29 protein-coding genes and 1 pseudogene are annotated in these 26,400 nt (G+C 36.5%); 28 read left to right on the top strand and 2 right to left on the bottom strand.

Annotation, left to right across the window (positions count from 1 at the left end; genetic code table 11):
- Positions 1–20: 20 nt before the first annotated feature.
- Positions 21–413 carry a PTS sugar transporter subunit IIA gene (locus B5V89_RS06590; RefSeq protein ID WP_181294622.1) on the bottom strand — a complete coding sequence of 131 codons (393 nt, stop codon included), beginning with the start codon at positions 411–413 and terminating at the stop codon, positions 21–23.
- Positions 414–598: 185 nt separating this feature from the next.
- Between B5V89_RS06590 and B5V89_RS06585 the strand changes: the two genes are divergently transcribed.
- The 25 genes from B5V89_RS06585 (at position 599) to B5V89_RS06480 (ending at position 23,095) form a co-directional block, all read left to right on the top strand.
- The gene (locus B5V89_RS06585) at positions 599–1,447 is read left to right on the top strand and encodes a MurR/RpiR family transcriptional regulator (protein ID WP_108071096.1); all 849 of its coding nucleotides are present in this window, start codon (positions 599–601) and stop codon (positions 1,445–1,447) included.
- Between the two features lie 199 nt (positions 1,448–1,646).
- Entirely contained in the window at positions 1,647–1,805 is a 159-nt protein-coding gene (locus B5V89_RS20045; RefSeq protein WP_181294621.1) for a hypothetical protein, read from the top strand.
- Positions 1,806–2,310: 505 nt separating this feature from the next.
- Positions 2,311–2,457, top strand: coding sequence for a hypothetical protein (locus tag B5V89_RS20040; protein ID WP_181294620.1), 147 nt, complete (start codon positions 2,311–2,313; stop codon positions 2,455–2,457).
- A gap of 626 nt (positions 2,458–3,083) precedes the next feature.
- Positions 3,084–4,484 carry a phosphoserine aminotransferase gene (locus B5V89_RS20415; RefSeq protein WP_244913466.1) on the top strand — a complete coding sequence of 467 codons (1,401 nt, stop codon included), beginning with the start codon at positions 3,084–3,086 and terminating at the stop codon, positions 4,482–4,484.
- Positions 4,391–4,873, top strand: a complete 483-nt coding sequence (locus tag B5V89_RS06580) for an AHH domain-containing protein (protein WP_244913465.1) — start codon at positions 4,391–4,393, stop codon at positions 4,871–4,873. The genes B5V89_RS20415 and B5V89_RS06580 overlap by 94 nt, the downstream gene beginning before the upstream one ends.
- Entirely contained in the window at positions 4,870–5,358 is a 489-nt protein-coding gene (locus B5V89_RS06575; protein WP_066231620.1) for a hypothetical protein, read from the top strand. The genes B5V89_RS06580 and B5V89_RS06575 overlap by 4 nt, the downstream gene beginning before the upstream one ends.
- Before the next feature lie 113 nt (positions 5,359–5,471).
- Entirely contained in the window at positions 5,472–5,753 is a 282-nt protein-coding gene (locus tag B5V89_RS06570) for a hypothetical protein (protein ID WP_108071094.1), read from the top strand.
- Between the two features lie 52 nt (positions 5,754–5,805).
- On the top strand, positions 5,806–6,360 hold the full coding sequence (locus tag B5V89_RS06565) for an SUKH-4 family immunity protein (RefSeq protein ID WP_108071092.1): 555 nt from the start codon (positions 5,806–5,808) through the stop codon (positions 6,358–6,360).
- Between the two features lie 435 nt (positions 6,361–6,795).
- Positions 6,796–7,332: a hypothetical protein gene (locus B5V89_RS06560; protein WP_244913464.1), complete on the top strand. Its 537-nt coding sequence runs from the start codon at positions 6,796–6,798 to the stop codon at positions 7,330–7,332.
- A 12-nt stretch (positions 7,333–7,344) separates the two neighbouring features.
- Complete coding sequence (locus tag B5V89_RS06555) at positions 7,345–7,848, top strand: Imm6 family immunity protein (RefSeq protein ID WP_181294619.1); 504 nt, start codon at positions 7,345–7,347, stop codon at positions 7,846–7,848.
- A gap of 548 nt (positions 7,849–8,396) precedes the next feature.
- Complete coding sequence (locus tag B5V89_RS20410; protein ID WP_244913463.1) at positions 8,397–8,954, top strand: hypothetical protein; 558 nt, start codon at positions 8,397–8,399, stop codon at positions 8,952–8,954.
- Positions 8,955–8,963: 9 nt separating this feature from the next.
- Positions 8,964–9,233, top strand: a complete 270-nt coding sequence (locus B5V89_RS06545) for a hypothetical protein (RefSeq protein ID WP_108071086.1) — start codon at positions 8,964–8,966, stop codon at positions 9,231–9,233.
- A gap of 760 nt (positions 9,234–9,993) precedes the next feature.
- Positions 9,994–10,338, top strand: coding sequence for an HTH domain-containing protein (locus tag B5V89_RS06540; RefSeq protein ID WP_108071084.1), 345 nt, complete (start codon positions 9,994–9,996; stop codon positions 10,336–10,338).
- Positions 10,325–11,059, top strand: coding sequence for an IclR family transcriptional regulator (locus tag B5V89_RS06535; protein WP_108071082.1), 735 nt, complete (start codon positions 10,325–10,327; stop codon positions 11,057–11,059). Before B5V89_RS06540 ends, B5V89_RS06535 begins: the two co-directional genes overlap by 14 nt.
- Before the next feature lie 93 nt (positions 11,060–11,152).
- Complete coding sequence (locus tag B5V89_RS06530; RefSeq protein ID WP_244913462.1) at positions 11,153–12,241, top strand: alanine racemase; 1,089 nt, start codon at positions 11,153–11,155, stop codon at positions 12,239–12,241.
- Positions 12,242–12,254: 13 nt separating this feature from the next.
- Positions 12,255–13,871, top strand: coding sequence for an N-acyl-D-amino-acid deacylase family protein (locus tag B5V89_RS06525; protein WP_108071078.1), 1,617 nt, complete (start codon positions 12,255–12,257; stop codon positions 13,869–13,871).
- 24 nt (positions 13,872–13,895) lie between these two features.
- Positions 13,896–14,360, top strand: a complete 465-nt coding sequence (locus B5V89_RS06520; protein WP_108071076.1) for a RidA family protein — start codon at positions 13,896–13,898, stop codon at positions 14,358–14,360.
- A gap of 84 nt (positions 14,361–14,444) precedes the next feature.
- Positions 14,445–15,083, top strand: a complete 639-nt coding sequence (locus tag B5V89_RS06515) for a bifunctional 4-hydroxy-2-oxoglutarate aldolase/2-dehydro-3-deoxy-phosphogluconate aldolase (protein WP_244913461.1) — start codon at positions 14,445–14,447, stop codon at positions 15,081–15,083.
- Positions 15,080–16,030, top strand: a complete 951-nt coding sequence (locus B5V89_RS06510; RefSeq protein ID WP_108071072.1) for a sugar kinase — start codon at positions 15,080–15,082, stop codon at positions 16,028–16,030. The genes B5V89_RS06515 and B5V89_RS06510 overlap by 4 nt, the downstream gene beginning before the upstream one ends.
- A 43-nt stretch (positions 16,031–16,073) precedes the next feature.
- Positions 16,074–17,534 carry a sodium:solute symporter family protein gene (locus B5V89_RS06505; protein WP_213083801.1) on the top strand — a complete coding sequence of 487 codons (1,461 nt, stop codon included), beginning with the start codon at positions 16,074–16,076 and terminating at the stop codon, positions 17,532–17,534.
- Between the two features lie 525 nt (positions 17,535–18,059).
- Positions 18,060–18,884, top strand: a complete 825-nt coding sequence (licT, locus tag B5V89_RS06500) for a BglG family transcription antiterminator LicT (protein ID WP_108071068.1) — start codon at positions 18,060–18,062, stop codon at positions 18,882–18,884.
- Between the two features lie 141 nt (positions 18,885–19,025).
- The gene (locus B5V89_RS06495) at positions 19,026–20,879 is read left to right on the top strand and encodes a beta-glucoside-specific PTS transporter subunit IIABC (RefSeq protein WP_108071066.1); all 1,854 of its coding nucleotides are present in this window, start codon (positions 19,026–19,028) and stop codon (positions 20,877–20,879) included.
- A gap of 28 nt (positions 20,880–20,907) precedes the next feature.
- Positions 20,908–22,326: a glycoside hydrolase family 1 protein gene (locus B5V89_RS06490; RefSeq protein ID WP_108071064.1), complete on the top strand. Its 1,419-nt coding sequence runs from the start codon at positions 20,908–20,910 to the stop codon at positions 22,324–22,326.
- A 157-nt stretch (positions 22,327–22,483) separates the two neighbouring features.
- Positions 22,484–22,777, top strand: a complete 294-nt coding sequence (locus tag B5V89_RS06485) for a hypothetical protein (protein WP_108071062.1) — start codon at positions 22,484–22,486, stop codon at positions 22,775–22,777.
- Positions 22,778–23,095, top strand: a complete 318-nt coding sequence (locus tag B5V89_RS06480; protein ID WP_108071060.1) for a hypothetical protein — start codon at positions 22,778–22,780, stop codon at positions 23,093–23,095.
- An 84-nt stretch (positions 23,096–23,179) separates the two neighbouring features.
- Here the strand turns inward: B5V89_RS06480 and B5V89_RS20710 are convergent, their stop codons facing one another.
- Positions 23,180–23,422, bottom strand: coding sequence for a hypothetical protein (locus B5V89_RS20710; RefSeq protein WP_108071058.1), 243 nt, complete (start codon positions 23,420–23,422; stop codon positions 23,180–23,182).
- 224 nt (positions 23,423–23,646) lie between these two features.
- Here B5V89_RS20710 and B5V89_RS20405 point away from each other — a divergent pair, with 224 nt between their 5' ends.
- The 3 genes and pseudogenes from B5V89_RS20405 to B5V89_RS20400 form a co-directional block, all read left to right on the top strand.
- Positions 23,647–25,380 carry a DNA/RNA non-specific endonuclease gene (locus B5V89_RS20405; protein WP_244913460.1) on the top strand — a complete coding sequence of 578 codons (1,734 nt, stop codon included), beginning with the start codon at positions 23,647–23,649 and terminating at the stop codon, positions 25,378–25,380.
- A 19-nt stretch (positions 25,381–25,399) separates the two neighbouring features.
- Positions 25,400–25,855 (top strand): immunity protein YezG family protein, encoded by a 456-nt coding sequence (locus B5V89_RS06465; protein ID WP_108071056.1) that lies wholly within the window; start codon positions 25,400–25,402, stop codon positions 25,853–25,855.
- A gap of 23 nt (positions 25,856–25,878) precedes the next feature.
- A pseudogene (locus B5V89_RS20400) lies at positions 25,879–25,989 on the top strand (SMI1/KNR4 family protein); the annotation flags it as partial.
- Between the last annotated feature and the right edge of the window lie 411 nt (positions 25,990–26,400).

Below are 26,400 nucleotides of genomic sequence, written 5' to 3'. Positions count from 1 at the left end.
TTGACTTATTACCACAAGTCTCAGTTTATGTTAATACGATCATTTACATAGGTAATATACTGCTGCGCATTGCTGATTACTGCTGGAATATTTTCATTTTGCATACACATTTCAATTACAAGACTTAAATTAAAACCAGCGATTAAATGAATATTTTGGTGCTTGATTAATTGTGAAGTAACGCTATTGCAAGGCGTACCACCAAGAATATCTGCTAGAAAAATAATTTCTGTATACGTTTCGAGAGTATGATTTATACACTCAACAATTTGCCTTGTGTAACTTTCGAGATCTTCCTTTTCATTCATAGGTAAAGCATATAAGTTGTCTTGTTTACCAACTATCATTTCTGCGCTACTTTTCATTTCTGCTGCTAAGTTACCATGACTTACTAAAATAATAGCTTTTTTCATCATATCCCCCCTTTTTTTGAAAGCCTTTACACTGTTATATTATCAAAATGAAAAAAATATTCAATGATTTTTAATTAATTTTTGAAAAAAACATTCATTTTTGAAAATTTCCTTCAGAATTACTAGAAAACTTCATGCTATTAAGGTAGAGTTAAAATGAATAAACCTTTGAAAGGAAGAACAGGATGCTTTCCATTTTGTCTACTATTCAGGAAAAAATAGAGGAATTCTCAAGAGCAGAAAGAAAAGTTGCCCAGTATGTCTTGGATAACTTTGAGTTTATTATTAATTCTACGATTACCGATATTGCGAATAATGCCAAGGTGAGTGAGGCTAGTGTTTTGCGATTTTGCAAAACCATTGGAATTGGAAGTTTCAAGGCATTTAAGTTAGCACTTGTACGTGAACTAGATGAAAATACTTTAAATATAAATGATTTTTCATTATTACAGGCGAAAGATTCCGCCTATGAAATTTTTAATAAGGTTACCTATATCAATAAGTACACATTAGAAATGACAAAAACGTCTTTAGATAAGAAGGAACTGGAAAAAGCAATCGGGCTTATATCAAATGCAAAGAGAATAGCTTTTTTCGGTGTAGGGGGTTCCGGACCGACGGCACTAGATGCCAACTATAAATTTGTAAAGCTTGGTTTCAGTACATTAAATTCTCTAGATTTTCATGCGATGCTCTCTTTAATTGCCAATCTAGAAAAAGGGGATATACTTATTGCACTATCAACCTCTGGAAAGACTAAGGATGTGTTAGAGGTTGTCCGTTTTGCAAAAAAATTCGATGCCCAAATAATAGCGATAACGTCCTTGGAGAAATCCCCTCTATACAATGAAGCAGATGTAAAATTGTGTTTTCCAAATTTCGAAAAAGACCATCGGGTCGGCAGTATCGCCTCACGAATAGCCCAATTAAATATCATCGATACACTCTACTTAAAAACCTTCCATATCGTTGGTACAAAGGTGATTGATAAATATCAAAACGCGAGGGAGGAAGTGTTGAAATTGCGTAGGTGAAAGGGGGAGTCACGGAAAGGACCTTAATGGACAAAATATTTATACAGAAAAGACTTAAAAGGGGCAGGCGAGGAATAGTGGGACTTTTATTGAATATTTAATATATTTGATCGATATAAACTATGCTATACTATTTTTGTAACTACTTTGATGCGGGTGGTATGTTCCCCTTCCTTAATGGTAAGGAGGTGACATACCAATGGATTCTATCAAGTCGTTAATCGAGAATACAGTAAATGTATTCTTTGCAGCGCTTGCTACGGCTATTGCACAGCGAATAGTTAAAAGCAAGCGTAAAAAAACGACAAAGAAGAACCACCCGCATCGGAGCAAACGAAAGGGCGGTTCTTCACGTTAATTGTAAAATAACTTGAACATACCTTCCTGTAAAAAGTAGTTACAAGTTTTCAAACCGAGGAGTTCTGAGCTCCTTGGTTTATTTTATGTTTATACTTAAATAGTATACCCTAAATAGTCAAATTTCAAATAAAAAGTTTTTTACTTGGTTATGTTATGTTCGAGTATGCGGGGATGTTTTCTCTTTCTGATGATGATTTTATCTTCCTCTTTAAGTTAAAAAGCGTTTATATCGACCTGAAAATTCTGATTTACATACAAGTTGTAGACCAGAAAAGTGGTAAAGTTGGAATAACATCTAATTGGGTTGTCAAGCACTATGTCCAATACTTTGGTTTGGTAGATTACCGCTCTTTTGGTTTCGTAGCGTTTGTCAATTATAGAATTTTCAAAAATTGATAGTCTGAGATACTGAAATTTTGTGATAGAATGGACTTGTAACTTCATATTCGTGAGGGTGGTTGGTTGTCGCACTTCTTTCCGTTTAAGGAAAGGAGGTGATGATCATGGAAACAATTCTTGAATTTCTTCGTGAAATTCTGAAAGGATTTATGCGTGAGTTGGGTGCATATTTCTTTCGGAAAAAAGTTCTAGAAAACAAGAAAACCGCCCTGCGCCGTAGGAAGCATAAGGGTGGCTTTCGAAGAAAATAATTTTCTTTTGACAACTACCACCCTGACGGCAGAAGTTGCAAGAGAGAAGTGTTACTAGCACTTCTCTTTTTTTATTATATATCCATTATACATAAAATTATTCCTAAAGAGAAGACTGGTTTTACTTAAATAGGATTAAGGGGCACTAATCTCTTACTTAACTCAAATCTTTAAGTTGCTCATTAATTAACTCCCTTTGTTTATTCAACATCGGGTATTAAAATACGTAAACAGAAAAAAGGATCTACCAAGGATAAGGAAGGAAATAAAAGTAAATATCGATCTATAAAAGTAAAGCAATAGATACAAGGGGACTTGTCTAAAAATTTGACAATGTCCTCTTTTTTTGTGAAGTCAAAGGAGGGAAACTTCTTTCAGATGTTACGCCCTCGGTCTTGAGCAACAAGAAATAAAGCTTGTTCAACAAGAAATGCAATTAAAAGCATGGCATGTGCATTTTTCTAATCCCAAATACCTACCCTCCTTTTTCCCTATTTTATCGTCACTTTTTATATTGTAAAATTTTAGAAAGTAATAATATGTAGGATATGGAAATCCAGGAAAGTGTGAAATTTCCTTATTTGGTTCATTCTAGAAATCTAGTTTAAAACGACAGGGGTTTTTTTATGGACGTAAAATATATCCCATCAGATTGGGAAAAGATGAAAGAAGGAATTGGAGACTTAATTGGATTAAGGCGCTGGGGTAAAGGGATGATTGATGACCTTAAAGCTATCACAGAAAATCTAGAAGATGCAGAATCAGATATTGCAAGCCTTGACAGCGATGGAGTCATTTCCTTTCACCACACAAGTCAAAAGGATAAATTTCAACAATTATACGAAGACTTTGAAGTGCTTCATCGTTTTACTGGAAAAGTTGGGGATATCGTTGACCGTACGATTGATCAACCATTCTATGAAGATATCGATGCATTTGTCGAAGCGATGAGAGATTTATCAATTTCAAATTATACGACGAAGAACCGGGTTGGTGCAACAGAAGTGAAGGTTGTCTACGGGGGATATGGCCAGCAGAATACTTTAGAAGTTCCAAAGACAGAAGTAAGTATCGATGATCTATTTAATGGCGATAATTTTTATGCTGAACAAATCAAGCTCGAATACGATGCCTGGAAAGAGCTAAATCCCGATCAGGATTTTTCGCAAAAAGAGTATCAACTCGCAGCTGTAAATACCCGTGCCTTCGAGTACGAATCGATTCGAAACCATCAAGAAAGCAAGGAATTTTGGGGACAAATTGCCGCACTCGTCGTCATCGTCGGTGTTTCATTAGTCTGCCCGCCTGCAGGTATCGCCTTAGGAGCCGCTTATGGAACATTCGAATTAAGCTCGGCCGTTTCCGGAAAGGATTGGATATCAGGTCGAGAGCTAGGCACTGGAGAACGAGTCTTCCGAGGAGTATTAAGCCCGCTGGATATTATTCCTGGGGTGAACAGTATTACAAAATTCAGCGGAACAGTGAAGCTTGCTCACCTTGGAGATATGGGGATATCGTCCATTAAAACGGGAATTAAAAGCAGTGTCAATAATGGAGTAACTAAGGTTAGAAGTTTGGTTGAAACTGCTGAAAAGATGTCTACCCCTCGCTTAAAAAGAGCCACTTCAGCGATAAAAGATGTATCAAATAAGCTGAAAAATAAGTTAATAGACGATACAATAGAAGTAGGGAGATTCATAGATTCAGCCACCACATTTACAAAAAATATCTTCTCGACCCGAAAACCATTAGACCTCGCAATGGAGGTATTTGGAAATACTGGAAGTGTTCGAATGCCTGTGGAGAATACGCATGCGGCTGAGAATTATTTTGCGGCTAAGCTTGGTAAGAGTTCTAGTGAATCTACTAGACTTATTCCAGGTACCCCTGGAAAGGTAACAGGTGGAAGTTCTTCAAAACTTGGTAAGAGGAAATGGGGCTCCCCCGAACAACTAAACGTTCTCCTTATCAAGCGCAACATATTATTCCTGCTGAATTTAACGAACATCCAATACTTCAAAAAATAGGAATGGACATGGATCATGCTTCTAATGGATTTTTCCTTCGTGTTCCTGATGAGTACGTAAGCTCAACTTCCCGGCACCAAGGTTATCACTCAGTTTATAGTGATTTTGTTGAACGGAAGTTAGATGAAATAGATATAAATCAAGATATTAGTATTATTGAAAAACAAGTTTTTGAGTTACAACAAAAGCTAAGGAAGCTTCAAGAAAAGGGATTGCCACTATATATGACGAATGATTATTTACAGAAAGAATTGAATATTTTAAAACAAAAGGGCTTAGATGATTATTTGCTTGACAGAGCCAACAATAAGAATAGAATTAGACCTGTTTGGGGTAGAGGTGGAGGAGCAACAATAGACTTATGGGAAAGGTGGTTTAATAAATTATGAAGTATGGAACTCATACTAAATTAGTTGAAGAAGTTATTCAATTTGCAAATTCTATGCAAGAAATTCAAAAAACAGTTGTCCCTCAAGATGTTTCTACTATTAATGATATTATTGAGGCGAAAAAACTCGCTTTTTATGAGGTTTTTGGTGAGGATGAATATACTTGGTCAGATATAAGGCAAATTGAAATGGGAAAAGTTAAGGGTAAATTATATAAACTAGATCCTAGTCAAAAACCTAATGGTTTGGAAGAAATATCAGAAGAGATTGCTAATGGGCTTAGAAATCATCTCCCGGATTCGTATAGTGATTTTTTTGAGAATGTTGTGGTAGATTTAAGAAATTGTGCGATAAATCGCGCAATAAATGGCCAAGTTCAAAATTTTTACGAACAAATTTTCAATATATACAAAGCCGGTGGTTTTCCTTGTGGCTGGAATGGTGATTATCCAGACAACGGTGAAATAATTGTTTATTTTGCATAAATTTGTGTTCTAAAGCAGTTATGCTTAAAAATAAATAAATAATTAAAGCACTTGATTACTATAAAAAGTAACCTATAGAGTAGACGCTAAAAAAAAGTCCTATAGGGTACTTTTTGGATAGATGGGGACGGTTCTTTTGCTTTCTTGAAGCAAGAGAACCGTCCCTTTGCTGTCCCAAGAGAAGTCGGAAATATCGTGTCGATCGGACAATTGATCAACCATTCTATGAAGATTTCGATGCATTTGTCGAGGCGATGGGAGATTTAACGCCCTCCAATTACACGACGAAAAATCGAATTGGTGCGACAGAAGTGAAGGTAGCTTATGCTGGATACGGACAGCAACAGACTTTTGAAGTTCCAAAAACAGAGGTAAGTATCGAGGACATATCGTAAACATTAAGATAACGCATAAAGCGAAAATTAAATATTTAGTGGAGGTATAAAAATGATTTCACCACAAGAGTTTTTAGACAATTGGAATAAAGACATATATGGTTTGGTTAACTATGATGAAAAAATAATTAACTCACTTTCCTTATCTCAAGAAACTAAAGAATTTTTAATTGAAGCAGGTTTTCCTGAGTCTGCTCCTCCATTTCTAACATTTGAATCTGCAGTTAGCGGTGGTGGGGAAAGATTAATTGAAAGAAACAAAAAGTTAGAAAAGATGTATCATAAGTTTTTATATTTTGGATTTACTGGTAGTGGATATCCAATATGTATTGATGAATCTAACTCAGAGCTCGTATATATAGATTATGATAATGATAATAAGGTTGTTTTAATAAATACTACGATAGCAAAGTTTGCTGAAACTTTACTTGTCTACGTAGAATTTATAAAGAAAGTAAAGGCAGTTAATGGAAGAAGAGCTTATCTCGAAAAAAATGCAACTAAAGATTTGTTAGACTGGATTTCTGGTAAACTTCAAGAAATCGACGCTGTCTCATTAACTGAAGGGAGTTTTTGGGAAGAAGAGCTTGGTAGTTTTAGTGAATAAGATTATATAGAATAAAATCAATAATAATCTTACAATGGAAAGTTTGTTATTTTAAGCAACAAAGATTTACTATTCAATGCTACTAAAATCAGTTGAACTTAAAGCATTTGATTGTCTATAAAAGGCAACAAGTGCTTTTTATATTTTATGAAAAATTTATGCTTTGGTCGGGATGAAAGATACTTAGGTGAAATTCATATCTCATGAAGGTTCTACCTTTATAGGGTTTCATATTAATTCTTGAGAGAAATAAAAAAGAACAGGATAGGGGGTGAAATGACCTATTCATAGAAGAGGTGATTATGGACATGGCCAAGCAAAAAAATTAATGAGATTATACAGCTCTTTTCGATCAATAGTGGATTATCGAGGTTACCTCACAGGTGGTAGAAGGTGCTAAAGCCAACGGAAGATTAAATTTTAGAGTAAAAAATGGTGTATATATTGATTAGGAGTGGAAAAGCAGAATTAGATGTTTTACGTCAAAAACTAAGTGTACCTGAGACTCATACTATAGCTGTTGGAAAAACGGACATACCAGGACTAGAAGGGGAAATTTTTGAAGGGAGTTCAATAAAAGTTCGTAGAGAGGCTGGATTGCATGATTTAGATGATATAATGCCTAATAGAGAAATAAGAGCCCCATATGATGGAACTAATCCACGACATATACAATTTATAAAGCACGCTGAAGAAGGAGTTATTAATGAATTTGATATGGCAATCAAAAAATTAGGGGTTAATCCAAATGAGGTGGAAGGAACTCTTGTAATACATCAGTCAAACCCAAGAGGTGTATGCTCAATATGTACGCAAGGTATGACAAATCCGAATAAAGAAGCGGGGATATTCATGCAGTTAACTAAAAAATATCCTAATTTGACAATTAAAGTTACAACTGAAGTCAAAGAAGGTATAAGGGTTTCTGGAAAGGAAAGTTTTATTTTAAGAAATGGAAGATTAGTTGAGTAAATGAGGGATATTATGTTAGATACAATTGAGAAATTAGAATCAGATAGACAAGTTGCATTTTTGTTAGGGCTAAGTGAAACAATTGTTGATTTGTTGATTTCTTCTTCAGCATATAAAGATATAAAGAGTGCTATGAAAGTTTGTTGGGAATGGTTGGAAAATAGAGGATATTCTGGAGATGGAATCTATTACCTATTAGATGATGGAACAGAATATACGGGGCTATTTATGCAAATGCAAGATGAGAAAGAACCATTAAAAGAATTAGTTTGGGGTTGCATTGTAGATGCAATATCTTTTACTAATTGGAGAGCTTATCAGTTTGATAAGGAGGAATATTTACCTGCACCAATAGAAAATGTAGACGAAAGTATATTACAGCAGTTTCTAGATGGTTTTTATGAGATAAAACAAATAAATAAGGTAGTGGTTAAGGAGTTCATTAATTATTTAAAGGATAGTAATACTTCGCTAAAAAAAGATGATATTATGAACTTTATAAAAGGAGTGCAATAGAATTTAAAGCACTTGATTGTCTACTATAGGCAACAAGTGCTTTTTGTTTTTTTATGAGAAATTTGTGCAACGGACAATTAAAAAAGATTGTATGAAATTCATAGTTCTTGAAGGTAGTACTTTCAAGACATTCTGTTTTAGTACTTTTTTTGTGAAAATAAGATAAATAGCCTAGATGATATTTTACATGTCAAGAGGACTTACGATGCTGCAAAACCACAAACTAAAGACAATGACAAAGCTCGTGGCGATAAAAAATGGAGTAAGCAGTATTATAAAATTTGTGGTGGTACAATAAAGCTTGATCACTTTTCGGGGTACGGGAAATTCACCGTTAAAAATGATATAAAAACAGGGAGTACTGCATCTTAAAAATATTGTCGAAACAGCCGAAAAGCCGATCACCGCTGCTTATAAAGTGCGTCCATAATGACAAAGGATGTCCCAAATAAGCTAATAGAGAAATAATAGAAGTAGAAAGATCCATCGATTTAGCCATCACACATGGAAAAAACATCACCTCGACCCGACAACCATTGGACCTCGCCATGGAGGGATTCGGAAATATTGGAAATGTCGGAAAGCCTGTGGAGAATACGCATGCGGCTGAGAATTATTTTGCGGCTAAGCTTGGTAGGGGGAATGCGGTTGGTGGTAAGGGTATAGATAATGGTGTGAATTTTGGTAAGTATTCAACATGTATAGATGATAAAGTAAAAGTAATTGAAAAAGAAAACTTACCTGGTTGGATAAGTGAGTCATTTACTGATTGTAACTATAGAACCGTGATTAACGAAGAAAATATAACTTTTTATAGAACTTTTGGTGGTGGAGCAAAAGCAAATGGTTCATTTGTAACTACTAGTCCTGCTGGTAATAGAATAAACGCGAAAATAAATACCGCTTTAGTTCCAGATTGGAAAAATACTAGGGAATATGAAGCTGTAATTGAAGTTCCGAAGGGACAAATCTTAAATATAGGTAGAGTTGAAAAGCAATACACAAAAACAGGTGCATTGCTAGTAGGTGACGGTGACCAAGTACTTCTACCACAAGGATGGCCATCAGAATGGATAAAAGAGATAAGAAAAGTTCCGAGTAGATAGGAGGATATTATGGATAGGAAAGAGCAGTTAACTATACAAATTAAAAAGGTAATAAATATACTAGAAAGGGATTATTGTAACGATATAAAAAAAGATATATTTCAATTAATATATAGAAGATATAAGGATGCGTTGGAAATTTTGGAAAACAATAAAGATATCAATGGAATAAATATAATTGGTGGTGTAAGAGCCTATATGGATAGTTATAATGACTATCAAAATCCATTTTTAGAAGAATTACACAAAGCTGAGAAATTATTAAAAGAGTTAATATAGTCTTTTGTACTTCGATTAACAACAATCTTAAATATTCAAAAAGTTTCCGGATCTGGAAAAATAACAATTTATGAAGCAATATCTGTAGCACTCCAATCTAATATGCTTTTAATTGGATTTATTACAGTAATCTTAACAATTGTCATAAAAAGAAAAAAAGTAACCACCCAGCCTCCGACCAAAGAGTAAGATGGCTACTGTTTTTAATACCGCTATTTTCTATTTCGGTCATCCGCAAAACTTATCTTTTAATAGTTATTTTGTAATTCCAATAACCCATAAATTGTTCTAGAGACTCCAAGTGAAAAAGTTCAACGAAAGTGGTTAGGTTTTTTTACAATGGTTTCTTTAGATGTAATTTTCATAAATGACAAATAGAAGGTAGGGATATATTTTCCTGCTTCGTACACGTCAAATAGGCCACCCTGAAAAAACTGGTGTGGCCTATTTGACGTTTAATCTCAGTTCGGGAAAAGGTTTGTTTTTCATCTATAAATTGATTTAATTGTTGTATTTTTTTTATCACACTTTCATTTTGGCTTTATAACCACGCAATATCAATTCCCGTTCCTCCTTAATATCTACCTCTTATAAAAATCATCTACAGATCTTTGTCACATTCCGCAATAATGCTTAGTCACAGATGCCCGGCCTATTACAGTTAAACGCTTACATTTTTGCGGATTGAAGTTGCAAAAAGATATACTAAACTATTTGAATATTAAGTTTTATAATCGAATTATGAAAGGGGTTACTATTCATGAAAGAACGGACTCAACGAGTACTCACGAGATTTATGACAGTAAATACCTTTTTGACTTTTGAGGATTTAAGTAAAGAATTTTCTATTAGTGAACGTACTTTGCGTAACGAATTAGCTCTGATTAATAAATATTTGGCTGAAAATAATTTTCCGACCATTACGACGACAAGAGGAAAAGGGTTAAGGTTAGAACTATCTGAGGTGGACTGTGAAAAGCTTCTTTCGAAAATTAGTGATGAACAGGAAATAGATTATTATCGGCCTAATGAACGTTTTCTTGCCTTACTTTTAGAGATTGTCGATACCACAAAAACGACAATGCTTTTTAATGATCTTATCTAAACAAAACGAGCCGTTATCAGTTTCTCAATTGAGTCGGGAGTTAAATGCACCGAAAAGTAGTACATTTGAAATTTTGAGTACGATGGTGGATAGAGGATTTTTAGAGTTTGACGAAAATGTAAAGACGTATAAACCGGGGATAAAGCTTTTTGAAGTGGGGGCTTCCTATTTAAACAATACGGATTTAACGAAAGAGGCACGTCCGTTTTTGGAAAGCTTAGTAAAGAAAACTGGGGAGACTGCGTTCTTGGCAACTGAATCAAATGGGGATATAGTTTATTTGGATAAGGTGGAAGCGCCTTCATCAATCCGAACAACAGCGACATTGGGAACACGAAATCCTATGTATGTAACTGGACTAGGTAAGGCACTATTGGCAGCTTATTCTGATGAAAAAGTAAGCGAGCTGATGGCGAATCGTGAATTTATACAAGTGACATCTAACAGTATTACTGATTTTCCTAGTTTAATGAAGAACTTAAGGCAAATTCGTCAAAGGGGATATTCGATCGATAATCGAGAAAATGAGGAAGATGTATTTTGTATTGCAGCCCCAATATGGGATTTTTCCAACCAGCCTATCGCAGCAATGAGTATTGCTGGTTTGGTGACAAGAATGTCAGAAGAAAAGGCACAAGAATATGCCGTTTACTTGACTGAGGCAGCTATGAGTCTATCAAAAAGACTCGGTTATAAAAAAGATCAACTCTTTATTCACTAATAGAGGGTGATTTTTTTAACTAATATTTGTGAACGTTGTTCGTATATGTGAACAATTAGCATCAGTTATAAAATTTAGGAAGAGGCGATGTATATGGATACACCAGTGGTGATCATCGATGGGAGAAAACTGAAAAGGAATATTGAAAAGATGAGCAAGGTGGCGAAACAGAATAAAATAAATCTCCGACCTCATATTAAAACACATAAACTTCCCTACATTGCAAAAGAACAGCTACAAGCTGGAGCAATTGGCATAACTGCGGCAAAGGTATCTGAAGCGGAAGTAATGGCGGATCATGGCATAAATGATATATTCATTGCTTATCCACTTGTAGCTAGTCAAAAAATTCAAAGGGCCATTGAATTAAGTAAACGTGTACGACTTATTTTAGGTGTAGACAGTTTAAAAGGTGCAAATATTCTTTCCAAGATGGCTAAACAAAATGATACAACATTAGAAGTAAGACTCGAAGTAGACTCAGGTTTAAAAAGAACGGGGATCCCGTATTCAGATGTGTTACATACCGCGAAGAAAATCAATGAACTCCCGAATCTTTTAATCACCGGAATATATACATTTAGAGGTCCTATTATAAATGGTCAGCCAACGCTTAATTTTGATGAAGCAGGTGTGGAGGAAGGTCAAATGATGGTGAAGCTAGCATCACAATTAAAAGATGAAGGAATTGCGATTCGTGATGTCAGTGTAGGTTCAACGTCAACTTCCGCTTCTGCAGCAACTGTTCCAGGTGTAACGGAAATTAGACCTGGTACCTATGTTTTTTATGACGCGATGCAAGAAAAATATGGTTGTTGTTCGGAAGAGGAATGCGCTGCAGCGGTTCGTGTAACCGTTATCAGTCGACCTGCGAAAGAATTGGCTATTGTGGATGGGGGAAGTAAAACATTCGCTACTGATGTCCAACCTAATCAACCGCCCATTTTTTTACAAGGATTCGGAAGGGTAGTTGATCATCCGAATATTACTTTAGAAAGAGTAACAGAAGAACATGGAATGCTACATATTGATGGTGATTCGAATATTAACGTTGGAGATACTCTCGATATTATTCCTAACTATATTTGCTCTACCATTAACCTTCATAACGATGTGTATATAAAAGATGAACAAGATCAATATAATCAGTTCACTGTTTTAGCAAGGGGAAAATTACAGTAAAGGGGGAGAAAAAATGCTTGATACGGTGATCAAAAATGGACGAATTATTGATGGAGCTGGGAATCCGTGGTTCTACGGAAGTATAGGAATGAAGGATGGAATCATTACACATGTTGGTTCTGTCGATGTGGACAGTAAAGAAGTGATTGATGCAAAAGGTCAAATTGTTTCTCCGGGCTTTATCGATGGTCATTCACATTCGGATTTATTAGTGCTGAATGATCCTCATATCGATATTAAATTGCAGCAAGGAGTTACGACCGAGGTGGTTGGAAACTGTGGTTTGGCACCTGCTCCATTTGTAACTAAGCATGGAACTTTATTAAAGGAATACGTTGAACCGATTATTGGGGATACACCTTGGGAATGGCCATGGGAAACAGTTGAAGAGTATATGAAGGAGTTAACGAAGGCAAAGATTTCTGAAAATGTTTCTACTTATGTTGCACACGGAGCCGTTCGTATCGCAGTGATGGGCTTTGATAATCGTCCACCAACAAAACAAGAAATGGACGAGATGAAAGGGATCCTTGAGGATGGAATGAAAGCGGGTGCAATTGGTTTATCGATTGGATTGCTCTACTCTCCCGGAAGATATTCGACGAAAGAAGAGCTTGCAGAATTATGTAGTGTGTTACCAAAATATAATGGAATTCTCTCTACCCATATCCGGGGTGAAGGAAATAATCTTATTCCTTCTATTAAAGAAGTTATTTGGATTGCTGAAAAAAGTGGAATTTCATTGCATGTTAGTCACTTAAAGGCTGTTGGAAAACGTAATTGGGGCAGTGTTTCTGAAGCACTTAATCTTATTGAAGACGCAAGAGCACGGGGAATGGATATTACATGCGATGTGTATCCATACGATGCAGGCTCCACATCGTTAACGACCCTTTTACCGCCATGGTCATTGAAGGGTGGGATACCGGCATGTTTGGAACGTATTCGTGATACCTCTTTACGAAGTAAAATTAAGGAGGAGGTAAGTGTGGAACAGGATGATTGGGATAACCTTGTTGTTTCAACTGGATGGGATAATGTCGTCATTTCCTCCATCACGAAAAACACTCAATTTGAAGGAATGAGTATTCTAGAGATTAGTCAGTTTATTGGAAAAGATCCCATTGATACGGCTTTGGATCTCCTTCTTGAAGAAGAGGGGAACATCGCGATCGTTTACTATCATATGTCTAGCGTAGATGTCGAACAGGTCATTAAGTGGGATAAATCCCTTGTGATTTCGGACAGTCTTGGCTGTCAAACTGGTAAGCCCCATCCACGTACATTTGGAACTTTCCCTCGTTTGTTTGCCAAGTATGTACGGGAAAATCGAGTCCTTTCTCTTGAACAGGCGGTTCGAAAGGTAACTTCTTTTCCGGTACAGAGGTTTAAACTAGGCAAACGTGGTTTACTTGTACCTGGGTATCAAGCAGATATTACTGTTTTTGACTATCATACGATAAACGATACGGCAACCTATCAAAAGCCAGTGCAACACCCAGATGGGATTTCGTATGTCTTTGTAAATGGAAATAAAACGATTGACCACAAGCGAAATCTTCGTACATCGAATGGTGAAATGATAAAGGCTGCGACTCAACTGTGCAGCTGTCAGCATATGCATATTTAATTAAAAATATTGGAGGAATGTAAAATGAGTCAAGTAGAAAAAAGATTAAAAGAGTTAGAGATTGTTCTGGATAAGGCACCTGCACCTGCTGCAGAGTATGTCCCAGCAAAAACAGTAAATAATCTCGTTTATACTTCGGGAGCTGATTGCCGTATTAAAGGAAAGCTTTTATATGAAGGGAAAGTAGGAAGTGATTTAACAGTAGAACAAGGCTATGAAGCAGCGCGTCAAGTAATGATTAATCTATTAAGTGTCTTAAAAGAACATATCGGGGACCTTGACCGAGTGAAGCAGGTAGTGAAATTATTAGGATTTGTGAATTCAGCAGATGGGTTTGTTGAGCAGCCCTATGTCATTAATGGGGCTTCAGAATTGTTAGTACAAGTTTTCGGAGAAAAAGGAAAGCATGCGAGGTCGGCAATTTCTTCGAATGAACTTCCATTTAATACACCTGTAGAAATCGAAATGATTGTAGAAATAGAATTATAGAAAATGTATGAAGGCGCTGGCTTAGCGCCTGCGCTTTTCCTTATAGATATACAGTTTAAGGAAAAAGGGAGTGGTGGTTTGTCTTTGCTAAAACGATTAAATGATGAAAAAATAGTCGCAATTTTGCGGCATATACCGGTTGAAAAAGTCAATCATACTGTAGAAGCATTGGAACTTGGAGGTGTGAAAATCCTCGAAGTGACGTTGAACAGTGAAGGGGCATTACAATCGATCGATCAGCTGAGAAACAAGTATAGTAATGACCAAATTGTGGTTGGGGCTGGAACCGTTCTTGATATACAAATGGCAAAAGAGGCGGTTGCAGCAGGAGCAGAGTTTTTGATTTCACCAAATTTGGATGAAGCAGTTATTGGTTATTCGGTTGAACAAGGCATTGATGTTTGGCCAGGTGTGATGACTCCAACGGAGATGGTCAAAGCCTGGAATGCGGGGGCTAGGGCGATTAAATTATTTCCAGCAGGGTTTCTCGGACCAGCCTATATAAAAGACATAAAAGCTCCACTTAGCCATATTCCGATAATTGCAACGGGGGGTATCTCCTTAGAGAATTTACACCAATTTTTTGATGCGGGGGCAATGGCGATTGGTATAGGCGGACAGCTCATCCAGAAGGAGCTAATTGCTAATAATTGCTTTGGTGAGTTGCAGGAATTAGCGGTGCAATTTGTGAAAGCAATCCCTAAAGAAAGTGGTATGCCATGATGGATGTTGTCACAATAGGGGAAACGATGATCTTATTTCAACCAGTAGAGGAAAAGCCTTTGAAATACACCTCTTTATTTTCAAAAACAATTGGTGGAGCTGAATCAAATGTTGCCATCGGATTATCTCGACTTGGAAAGAATACACGTTGGATTGGCCGTTTAGGGAATGATCCATTCGGAGATGTCATTTTAGGTACTTTGGCGGGCGAAAACATTGATATATCGAGGGTAATTCGCGATAAGACACATCACACTTCCGTTTATTTCAAGGATGTTTATAGGTTAGGTGATCCCAGTGTTTATTATTATAGAAAAGGATCTGCTACCAGTGTGTGGGGACCTGAACATATCCAGGATGATTGGTTCACAGGAGCACGAATATTACACATGACAGGGATCACACCAGCTTTAGGGGAGAAGACATTTGCATTTACGAAGGAATGTATGAAACGTGCTCGACACTTAGGTCTTACAATATCATTTGATCCAAACATTCGGTTTAAGTTATGGGACAGGGATGAAGCTAGAAAGTCCCTCTTAGAATTAATCCCTTTATGTGATATCTTTTTGCCAGGATTAGAGGAAGCACAATTTCTTTTTGGACATAAAACTCCTGAGGAATTAGGAAAAGAAATCGTGCAGTTAGGGCCGCACACAGTTGCTATCAAGCTTGGGGAAGATGGAGTTTTTGGGATAGGGAAAAATGGTACGGGTGTAATAGTACCAGGTTTGAAGGTTAATAAAGTCGTTGATACTGTTGGGGCGGGCGATGCTTTTGCCTCAGGATTTCTAGCTATTGTAGCAGAAGATGTTCAACAATTTTCCTTGAAAAAGGCACTTGAATGGGGAAATAAAATGGGATCGATTGTTATTCAAGGAAAAGGTGATTGGGAAATACTTCCTTCACTAAATGAGATGAAAGACATCAAGGAAATCATACGATAATTTTTTGCAGTCAAATAACTTAATGTTTAAGGGGTGGTTTGTCGTGGCACAGAACCAAGGAGTTTATTTGGGAGTATTTATTGTATTTACGATTTTGATGATTTATGTAGGTCTTTGGGCATCTAGAAAAGTAAAAACAGGCGAAGATTTTCTAATGGGTGGAAGAGGGTTATCCTTACCTTTACTCATTGGTACTACAATTGCAACACTGGTTGGAACAGGTTCGAGTATGGGTGCAGTTGGATTTGCCTATACAAACGGTTGGGCCGGGGCTTTATACGGAATCGGCGGATCCGTCGGAATGTTTTTGTTAATCTATTTATTTGCTGATGTAAGAAAATATAATTTTGTTACATACTCAGAAGAATTAAGCTTTTACTACGGGGCGAACAAGATTGTCAAAGGCTTAGCCTCAATATTGTTATATGTTGCTTCAATTGGCTGGTTAGGAGCTCATATTATGGGAGGTGCTTTATACCTTTCTTGGATTACTGGCTTAGATCCATTCGTAGCAAAAATCATAACTGCGTGCGGATTCGCGATTTATACATTTATCGGCGGTTATTTAGCGGTTGTTTATACCGATACGATTCAAGGTGTTATTTTGTTCTTAGGTTTTATTTTGCTAACGGTTTTATCAGTTGTAAAAATTGGGGGCTATGGGCACTTAAGTAATCAATTACCGCATGAAATGGTCACCTTCTTAGGAATAGGAAAGCTTGGAATTATCCCAGCTATTTCATTAGCGGTTGTTATTGCCGTAGGAGTACTTGCGACACCTTCGTATCGTCACCGTATTTATTCAAGTAAGAATACATCAACCGTAAAAAAGGGATTTTTCATATCTGGAATTTTATTTGTCATATTCTCTCTGTTTCCATCCATTATTGGAATGGCCGCGCATATTATGAATCCTAATATTGAATCAGGATATGCATTTCCATACTTAGCAACTGAAGTATTTCCGCTTTGGATTGGGGCCATCATTTTAACAGCAGGGCTTAGTGCTACGATGTCATCTGGAAGCTCGGACTTTATAGCTGCGGTAGCCATCCTTCTCAGTGATGTCTATCAAGTGTTTACGGGGAAAAATCCAAAAAAAGAGCATATGGTACGATACTCAAGAATTGCTCTCGTTATTACATTAATCATTGCATTTGTCTTCACATTGGGGACAAATAACATTATTAGTTACATCTCAAATTTTGTATCGACAGTGATGTCTGGGCTATTTATCGCTTCAATTCTAGGAAAATATTGGCCGAGGGCAACATGGCAAGGAGGAATTGGAAGCATTGTCGGAGGATCTATCGTATCATTTATCATACTATTCAATAAGAATCTACAAGGTTTTTGGGGAAATCCTATTCTACCATCCCTGTTAGGTGCCCTTATCTTCGGAGTCGTAGTAAGTTTGGTTACACCGAGGAATAAAGTATCAAGAGAAGAGGCGCTTAGGAAACTGGAAAATGAACGAGCAGTAGCGGAAGAACGAGCGTCGTAGATTAATAGTTTATAAAGATTTCTTTAATAAAGGCTAATTAGGTGGAATTCACTAATTAGCCTTTTATTTTTGCTATGGGGCAGAAAATAAATCGAGAGCGTGTATAATATAAATGATTCTGAGTTGCAAAAAAGTAAATAAAAGGATAAGTATAACATAGATAAATGATCCACAATGCAAAACTAGTATATCTATGATCTAATGATTTTCCATATAAAATTTATAATCTTAAAATCTACTATCATGAAAGTAAAATTTGCCGGTATAGAAAAAACGTTTAAGTGAATCTTTTTCCTAGCAGTAGGAAAAAAACTAAGGTCTTGAAAACGCTGTTATTTTCTGATATTATTGAAACATAGTTATTGATACATTTCTTATTTTCAACTGAATATCTATATTAGGATTGTTACTGGTAAGCAGGCAAGACCTAAGCAAAGTAATTATTTTTCAAGCAAATTTAATTACCTTGGTTAGGTCTTTTTTTGTTATGTTACCCGTGGAGGTGGTTGAAATGAAAATAAAAAAGTGATTAATAATAATATTGTTATAGTTGAAGATGCAGACAAAAACGAGATGATTTTGGCCGGTAAAGGTATTGGTTTTCAGAAAAAAGCAGGTGATATCGTTGAGGCAAAGAACATTGAAAAGCGATTTTTGTTAGAAGATAAAGGGCTTTATGATAAGTTCAAAAAGCTTGTGAAGGAGATTCCTGTTGAAACCATTCGTATATCGGATGACTTGATTAGTAAGGCAAGACGCGAACTAAAAAAGGCGTTAAGTGAAAATATATATTTATCTTTACCTGATCACATTAATATGGCGATCTATAGATTTTCTAAGGGGCAGAACGTGAGTAATATGCTACTTTGGGAGATTAAACGGATGTACCCAAGAGAATTTGAGATTGGTCTTTATGGGTTAGAGCTAATAAGGAAGCAGTATGATTTGGAGCTACCGGAGGATGAGGCTGGTTTTATTGCGATTCATTTTGTGAATGCTCAATTAAATGAGGGCATGAATCAGGTCTTCGATATGACAAAGTTTTTAAAGGAAGTTCTGCGTATTATTGAATATCATTTTAAAATTTCTCTATATGAAAACTCCTTAAACTATTTCAGGTTTGTGACTCATTTAAGATTTTTTGCGCAGCGAGTGTTTAATCATACAGTAATGAGTGATAAAGACCGAAATTTGTATGATATTGTTAAAAGTAATTACCCGGATTCATATGTGTGTGTGGAAAAAATTAACACATTAATTCAGACAAATTATAGCCATACGATTTCCGTGGATGAAAAGTTGTACCTAATGCTTCATATTAATCGAATTATTCAACGTGAAGAAAACTGAATATGTAATATCAGGAAAGTTACTTGTTTCGAAGGCTTGACCTGAATCCACCCTAGCTAGGAATCTGTCTATTTATAGTTAGGTTGGATTCAGGTCTTTTTTTATTGAGTAAAGACAATTTTGTAGATTGGAGAGAGAGTCATGAATAATGAACAACTAGCGAAGCAGATTATTCATTATGTAGGCGGTGAATCAAACGTTGTAAACTTGATTCATTGCGCAACAAGATTAAGATTTACATTAAAAAACCCAGAGAAATTTAAGAAAGCAGACATTGAAAAATTAGCGGGTGTGTTAACTGTTGTTCAAAGCGGCGGCCAGCATCAGGTGGTTATCGGGAACAATGTGGGGGATATTTATAATGAGATTATGAATTTCACAAATCTCCAAAATGTTGGAGAATCAAGTTATAAGGAAGAGTCAAAGGGCTTTTTGAATAATGCTATTGATATTCTTTCTAGTATTTTCAGCCCGCTTCTAGGCATCTTAGCAGGGGCGGGTTTATTAAAAGGGCTATTAACCATTACAACAACATTTCATTGGTTGAATCCTTCAGGTGGGACGTATCGTTTACTATATGCAACAGCGGATAGCTTTTTCTACTTCCTACCCTTCTTCCTAGCGTATACGTCAGCGAAGAAATTTAAAACAAACGTGATGATAGCGATGGCGATTGCTGGTGCGTTAGTGTATCCGGATATTGTCGGCTTAAAGTCAGCGGGAACATCGATTCATTTCTTTGGCATTCCTGTGATCTTAATGCAATATTCTTCTTCTGTTATTCCGATTATTTTATCGGTATTCTGTTTATCGTATTTGGAACGTTTTTTACGTGCGCGCATTCATGAAAGTGTTCGTAGCTTATTAACAAATATTCTATGTATCTTGATTATGGTTCCTTTAACATACTTACTTATTGGACCTGCCGGGACGTATATTGGGACAGGGCTAGCGACTGCAATTTCCTGGGTGTACAACTTAAGTCCAATTGTAGCAGGATTTGTAGTCGGTGCATTATTCCAGGTTCTTGTTATCTTCGGCGTATACTGGGGCTTAGTACCCGTTATGCTAAATAATATTTCGAAATACGGCAGGGATACTATCAGTCCATTATACGGACCTGCCGTCAGTGCACAAGCCGGAGCGGCGCTTGGTGTTTTCTTAAAAACGAAAAATAAAAAGATGAAAACTTTATCATTCTCAGCATTTATTACAGGGATTTTTGGTGTAACAGAGCCTGCAATTTATGGTGTTACGTTAAAGCTGAAAAGGCCATTTATTATTGCTTGTATTAGCGGGGGTGTCGGTGGTGCAATAGCCGGTGCTTACAATGCAACAGCAGTTGCACTTGTTTCAAAAAGTATTTTAACGTTTCCAGCGTTCTTTGGACCTGGATTTAAAGGGTATGTGATTGGATTCTTCGTTGCGTTCATCTTAGCGGCTATTTTAACATATATCATTGGTTTTAAAGACCTAGGGGATGAGGAAGAACAAACACAGGCGAAGCCCGTAGTGCAAGAACTAGAACCAGTTTTACCAGGGAAAACTTCCATTGCTAGTCCGTTAAATGGTGAAATGCTTCCGTTAGCGGAAATGAAGGATCCTGTTTTTGCTTCACTAGCGATGGGAAAAGGTGTAGCGATTGTTCCGAGTGAAGGGAGGTTATTTGCGCCAGTTGACGGGAAGGTCGTCATGGTAATGGATACGAAGCATGCTTATGGGATTTCGACCGAAAATGGGATTGAATTATTAATCCATATTGGTGTGGATACCGTGAAATTAAATGGTGAACATTTCATTTCCCATGTGACAAAAGGCATGCAGGTCAAAGCAGGCGATTTACTTGCGGAATTTGAGATTGAAGCGATTAAGGCAAAGAACTATGATGTCACAACGCCGGTGATTGTAACGAATACAGCTGAATTTTTAGATGTTATTCCAACAAAAATAGACGATGTAGTTAAAGGCGAGCCTATTATAACGGTCGTTAAATAAAAGCAAAAATGAAATGAGGGTATGAAAAATGAGTACAAAACAATTTCCGAAAGATTTTTTATGGGGCGGTGCTATTGCTGCTAACCAAGCGGAAGGTGCATGGAATGTAGGAGGGAAGGGCCCTTCAATTGCCGATGTATGTCGTGGGGGGATTATTTCTGGGGTAGCTGACAAGGAAATCGACCCGAATTTATTTTATCCAAGCCATGATGCGATCGATTTTTATCATCGCTATAAAGAGGACGTGGAGATGTTTGCAGAAATGGGCTTCTCGCTTTTCCGCACATCAATTGCGTGGTCACGTATTTTCCCAAAAGGTGATGAGCTTGAACCAAATGAGGAGGGCCTACAGTTCTACGATAATCTGTTTGATGAGTTATTGAAGAATAATATTAAACCGATGGTAACGATTTCCCATTATGAAACGCCATTACATCTTGCAACAGAGTATGGTGGCTGGGAAAATGAAAAGCTAATTGAATTTTTCTCAAGATTTTGTGAGGTTATTTTTACGCGTTACAAGGATAAAGTTAAGTACTGGATGACGTTTAATGAAATCAACAATATGCATAAAATCCCATTTGCAACTGGAGCTGCAAGAATTGAAGAGGGTCCAGATAAGCTACAGCGAGTGTATCAAGCAAGTCATAATTTATTCGTGGCAAATGCCCATGCGGTACGATTAGGGAAGGAAATTATGCCGGAAAATCAAGTGGGCTGTATGCTATCATTAAGTGCGTTTTATCCGAATACATGTCATCCGGATGATGTGTTTGAGGCGTACGAGTTCCGTCGAAAATCCTTGTTCTTTTCAGATGTGATGCTGCGAGGGGAATATCCAGCGTTTAGTAAACGTATTTTTGAGGAGGCAAATATTACACTGGACATTCGTTCAGGGGAGCTAGACTTAATTCGTGAGCATACCTGTGCATTCCTCGCATTTAGCTATTATTTAAGTACAACTTACAAAGCAGGGATGCCGGTGTATGCAACAACTGGTGGTGCCCGAGGGATCGATAATCCGTACTTAGAAAAGTCAAGTTATGGCTGGGCAATTGACGCAAAAGGATTACGATATGTGTGTAATGAACTATATGATCGTTATCAAAAGCCATTGTTCATTGTGGAAAATGGTTTTGGTGATGTGGATGAAATTTCTCCAGACGGAAAAATCCATGACCAGTATCGTATAGACTATGTAAAAAAACATCTAATTGAGCTTCAAGAGGCTATTACTGATGGTTGCGAGGTTCTAGGTTATGCGTATTGGGGGCCAATTGATATTGTCAGCGCTGGTTCAGGTGAAATGAGAAAACGCTACGGTTTTATCTATGTCGACCGTGACAATGAAGGGAATGGTACGTCTAATCGTATGAAAAAGGATAGCTTTTATTGGTATAAAAATGTGATTTCGACAAATGGAGCTGCGCTTTTTGAGGAAGAGTAAGATTGTTTTTATATTAGGGGGGCTTTCGTCCCCCCACCACTAGATATGCGGCCGTAAACGGTATTGGATGGGTAATCATTTTTGTAGGTAAGAAATTACTTCTTCTTTTTCATTTTTAAATTCCGTTAATATATAATGGTGGAAAGGAGGTATTATTATGGAGATAATATTAGAAAGCCCTAATGGAAAAGTTTATAAGGCCAACAAACAAGATCAATCAACTTTTACTGTTTTAATTGATGGTGAGGAATATAAAATATCATTATTGGAATCTGATCAAGAAGTGAACATTGACGGACTTACAAAAAAACAAAAAAAGCAAATAGCTAAAGCAATAGTAGAAAGTGGAGAAATACTAGACCAACTAGAGCAATCTGAATTAGATTCTGAAGAAGATGACATTTTAAATTATGAAGATTATAAGCGCTACAAGAATGAGGTAATAAAATGAGTGAACATAAATATGAAGTTCGCTGGACACAAACTGCCTCTTAGGGTGTTATTAAAATTATATAATATTGACCACGACCAGATTTATTTAACTTCTAATACAATGCTTGGTTCAAATCCACATAATCATGCAGAAATGATTGACTATCCAAATTTTAAATACAATGGTTACTATTGGACGATTATTAGGAATGTAATTATTGTGTACTCAATTCATGAAAAGCACCACTCCGTTAGAATAAGAGCTTGCTATTCAGCATTAAGCGGATTTGCACTTAAAATATTTTTTGGTGAATACGACCCCGACTATAATAACTAATAGATTTGAATACCGCTCTCGTACGACCCCCAATCTCAGAACGAAAATAAGCCCACCCTTCATACAGTTTTATTTTCCTTTTTTTCAACTATCTCTGTTAGAGGAATGTGTTGGGCGTTTTTTAGTTTCCTCTTGGGGAATTGGTGAAAACATCCTGGTTTTAATCACCTCAACAAACCACCGAGTAATCACCTCTGGCCTTGAAATAGCTGTCCTTATAACTACTTTGTGTACACCTAGTTCCAGTGCATGTTTCGCTTCTTCCTTAGTTTGAACTTTTCCTTCAAATTGATCAAAAATGCGAGAGAGGAACGTGGAACTATCCACAAAATTTTATTGAATATTTAATGTTACGCCCCTCAGTCTGAGCAACAAGAAATAAAGCTTGTTCAACAGAAATGCAATTAAAAGCATGGCACGTGCATTTTTCTAATCCCAAATACCTACCCTCCTTTTTCCCTATTTTATCGTCACTTTTTATATTGTAAAATTTTAGAAGGTAATAATTGGCCGATTTTAGAAATCTAGTTTAATACGACAGGGGGGGTTCCGTGGATGTAAAATATATCCCATCAGATTGGGAAAAGATGAAAGAAGGAATTGGAGACTTAATTGGATTAAGACGCTGGGGTAAAGGGATGATTGATGATCTTAAAGCTATCACAGAAAATCTAGAAGATGCCGAATCAGATATTGCCAGCCTTGACAGCGATGGGGTCATTTCCTTTCATCACACAAGTCAAAAGGATAAATTTCAACAATTATACGAAGACTTTGAAGTGCTTCATCGCTTTACTGGAAAAGTCGGGGATATCGTTGACCGTACGATTGATCAACCATTCTATGAAGATATCGATGCATTTGTCGAATCGATGAGGGATTTATCAATCTCAAATTATACGACGAAGAACCGGGTTGGTGCAACAGAAGTGAAGGTAGTTTACGCGGGATATGGCCAGCAGAATACTTTAGAAGTTCCAAAGACAGAAGTAAGTATCGATGATCTATTTAATGGCGATAATTTTTATGCTGAACAAATCAAGCTCGAGTACGAGGCGTGGAAAGAGCTGAATCCGGATCAGGATTTTTCGCAAAAAGAGTATCAACTGGCAGCTGTAAATACCCGTGCATTCGAGTATGAATCGATTCGAAACCATCAAGAAAGCAAGGAATTCTGGGGACAAATTGCCGCACTCGTCGTCATCGTCGGTGTATCATTAGTCTGCCCGCCTGCAGGTATCGCTTTAGGAGCAGCTTACGGTACCTTCGAATTAAGCTCGGCCGTTTCCGGAAAGGATTGGATATCCGGTCGAGAGCTAGGTACCGGAGAACGAGTCTTCCGTGGACTATTAAGCCCGCTAGACATTATCCCTGGAGTGAGCAGTGTCGCAAAATTCAGCGGTACAGTAAAGTTTGCTCACCTTGGAGATATAGGGATATCATCCGTTAAAACGGGAATAAAAAACAGTGTCAATAATGGAGTGACCCAGGTTAGAAGTCTGGTTGAAACAGCCGGAAAGGCGTCTACCACTCGTTTAAAAAGTGCAGCTGCCGTGATAAAAGATGTACCAAATAAGCTGAAAAATAAGTTAATAGACGATACAATAGAAGTAGGAAGATTCATCGATTCAGCTGTCACACATGGAAAAAACATCATCTCGACCCGACAACCATTGGACCTCGCTATGGAGGGATTCGGAAATACTGGAAGTGTCCGAATGCCTGTGGAGAATACGCATGCGGCTGAGAATTATTTTGCGGCTAAGCTTGGTAGGGGTACGGGTAATCGTTTGGCTGGAGAAAGTGAAATTAAACCATTAGTAGGAAAAGGAGAACAGTATACTAATGGAAGAAAAAATAAATTAAAGCCTAATATAAGATACCAAACAGGCGAATACGGTTATTTTTATGAAACTGATGGTGCTGGTAGGATTTCAAAATTTGAAACAGATAACCTTCAATTAACAAACAGAGAAAAAAGACTTTCACATAGCAGAAATACACCAGGTAAAGTGAAAGGACAGGATCATGCAGGGCATCTAGCAGGTGATAGATTTGGGGGCTCACCTAAAATTGATAATTTGGTTTCGCAATTATCTGATGTTAATTTGAAACAGTATAAGAAGATAGAAGACGAATGGGCTGCAGCGTTGAATGACAAACCTCCTAAAAAGGTTACGGTCGATGTAGAAATATTATATAAAGAAATAGATGTACGTCCAAAAACATTTATTGTTAATTATACCATTGATGGTAAGTCTGGTTTTAAAATTATTGAAAATTAGCTTAAGGAGTGTGTGTATTATGAAAGAATTTGAAGATAGATTTAGTGAATTACAATCAGATATGATTTCTATATGTTTGGAGTACGTTGAGAACAAAGCTGATAAAGTATATGTTTATGGTTCAAGTGAAGAAGGAATTATTTCTGCTAATTTTTTTTATTTGATAAATAATATGTATGTAGAACCCCATAAATTGAATGAAGCTATAACGAACGAAACAGAGGGATATGATGTTTCACCAAAGCGTCAGTCTATGGTACTACGTATAATATGTGAAGATATTCAAAAGATCAAATTATTGTGCCAGGAATATAAAAGAGATATGCCTACTGAGATGAAATTAATTTATGATGTAAATAGTGGAAAGTTTAGTGCCGAATACAAATATGATTTAGTATATACAAATGATGATATTAAAACAGCAGACCATATTGCTGATGAATGGTTCGAAGAAATAAAAAGTAATAACCTTTAATAGTTAAAACATACTAGGAACTTGGTGTATTTTATTGGGACCACTCTTTTTATTTCCCGCAATCTAAGAAGAAAATACGTATAAAATAGCCAATAGTTTTATTAGATTTTATTAATGGATTGAATAATCCTTAATTATCAAATTTTGTATATTTAAGTTAATGATTTAGAGTATTTAAGAAAATATACGAAAATAAAGAATCTTTGGTTCAACCATAATATTTGTAACGATATGCTTAAAAGCTTACAATAAAGCACTTGATTATCTCTGTTAGGTAACAAGTGTTTTTGTTTTTTTTTAGATATTTAAGCTTTTAAAACTCCATCAATCGAATCCTTCGGGCGCATGCAGAAAGTGTTATCAGGGATTAGCAAAATTAATAATCGTAGTATCCTCTGAAATTGATGAGAGCATTAAAGTAACTGGTAGACTTAATCTAAAGATTAAAAATGGAAAATTTATTGATTAGTTGGGGGTTAATTATGTCTAATACGGATTAACCCCCGAATTTTGGACAGTATTTCTCTTAATCTCACTTTATCTTA

Origin of the sequence: Heyndrickxia sporothermodurans, from assembly GCF_003055045.1 — a bacterium.
Lineage (GTDB): Bacteria > Bacillota > Bacilli > Bacillales > Bacillaceae_C > Heyndrickxia > Heyndrickxia sporothermodurans.
The sequence above is the reverse complement of the archived record's forward strand: the minus strand, read 5'-3'. Positions and strand labels throughout refer to the sequence as shown.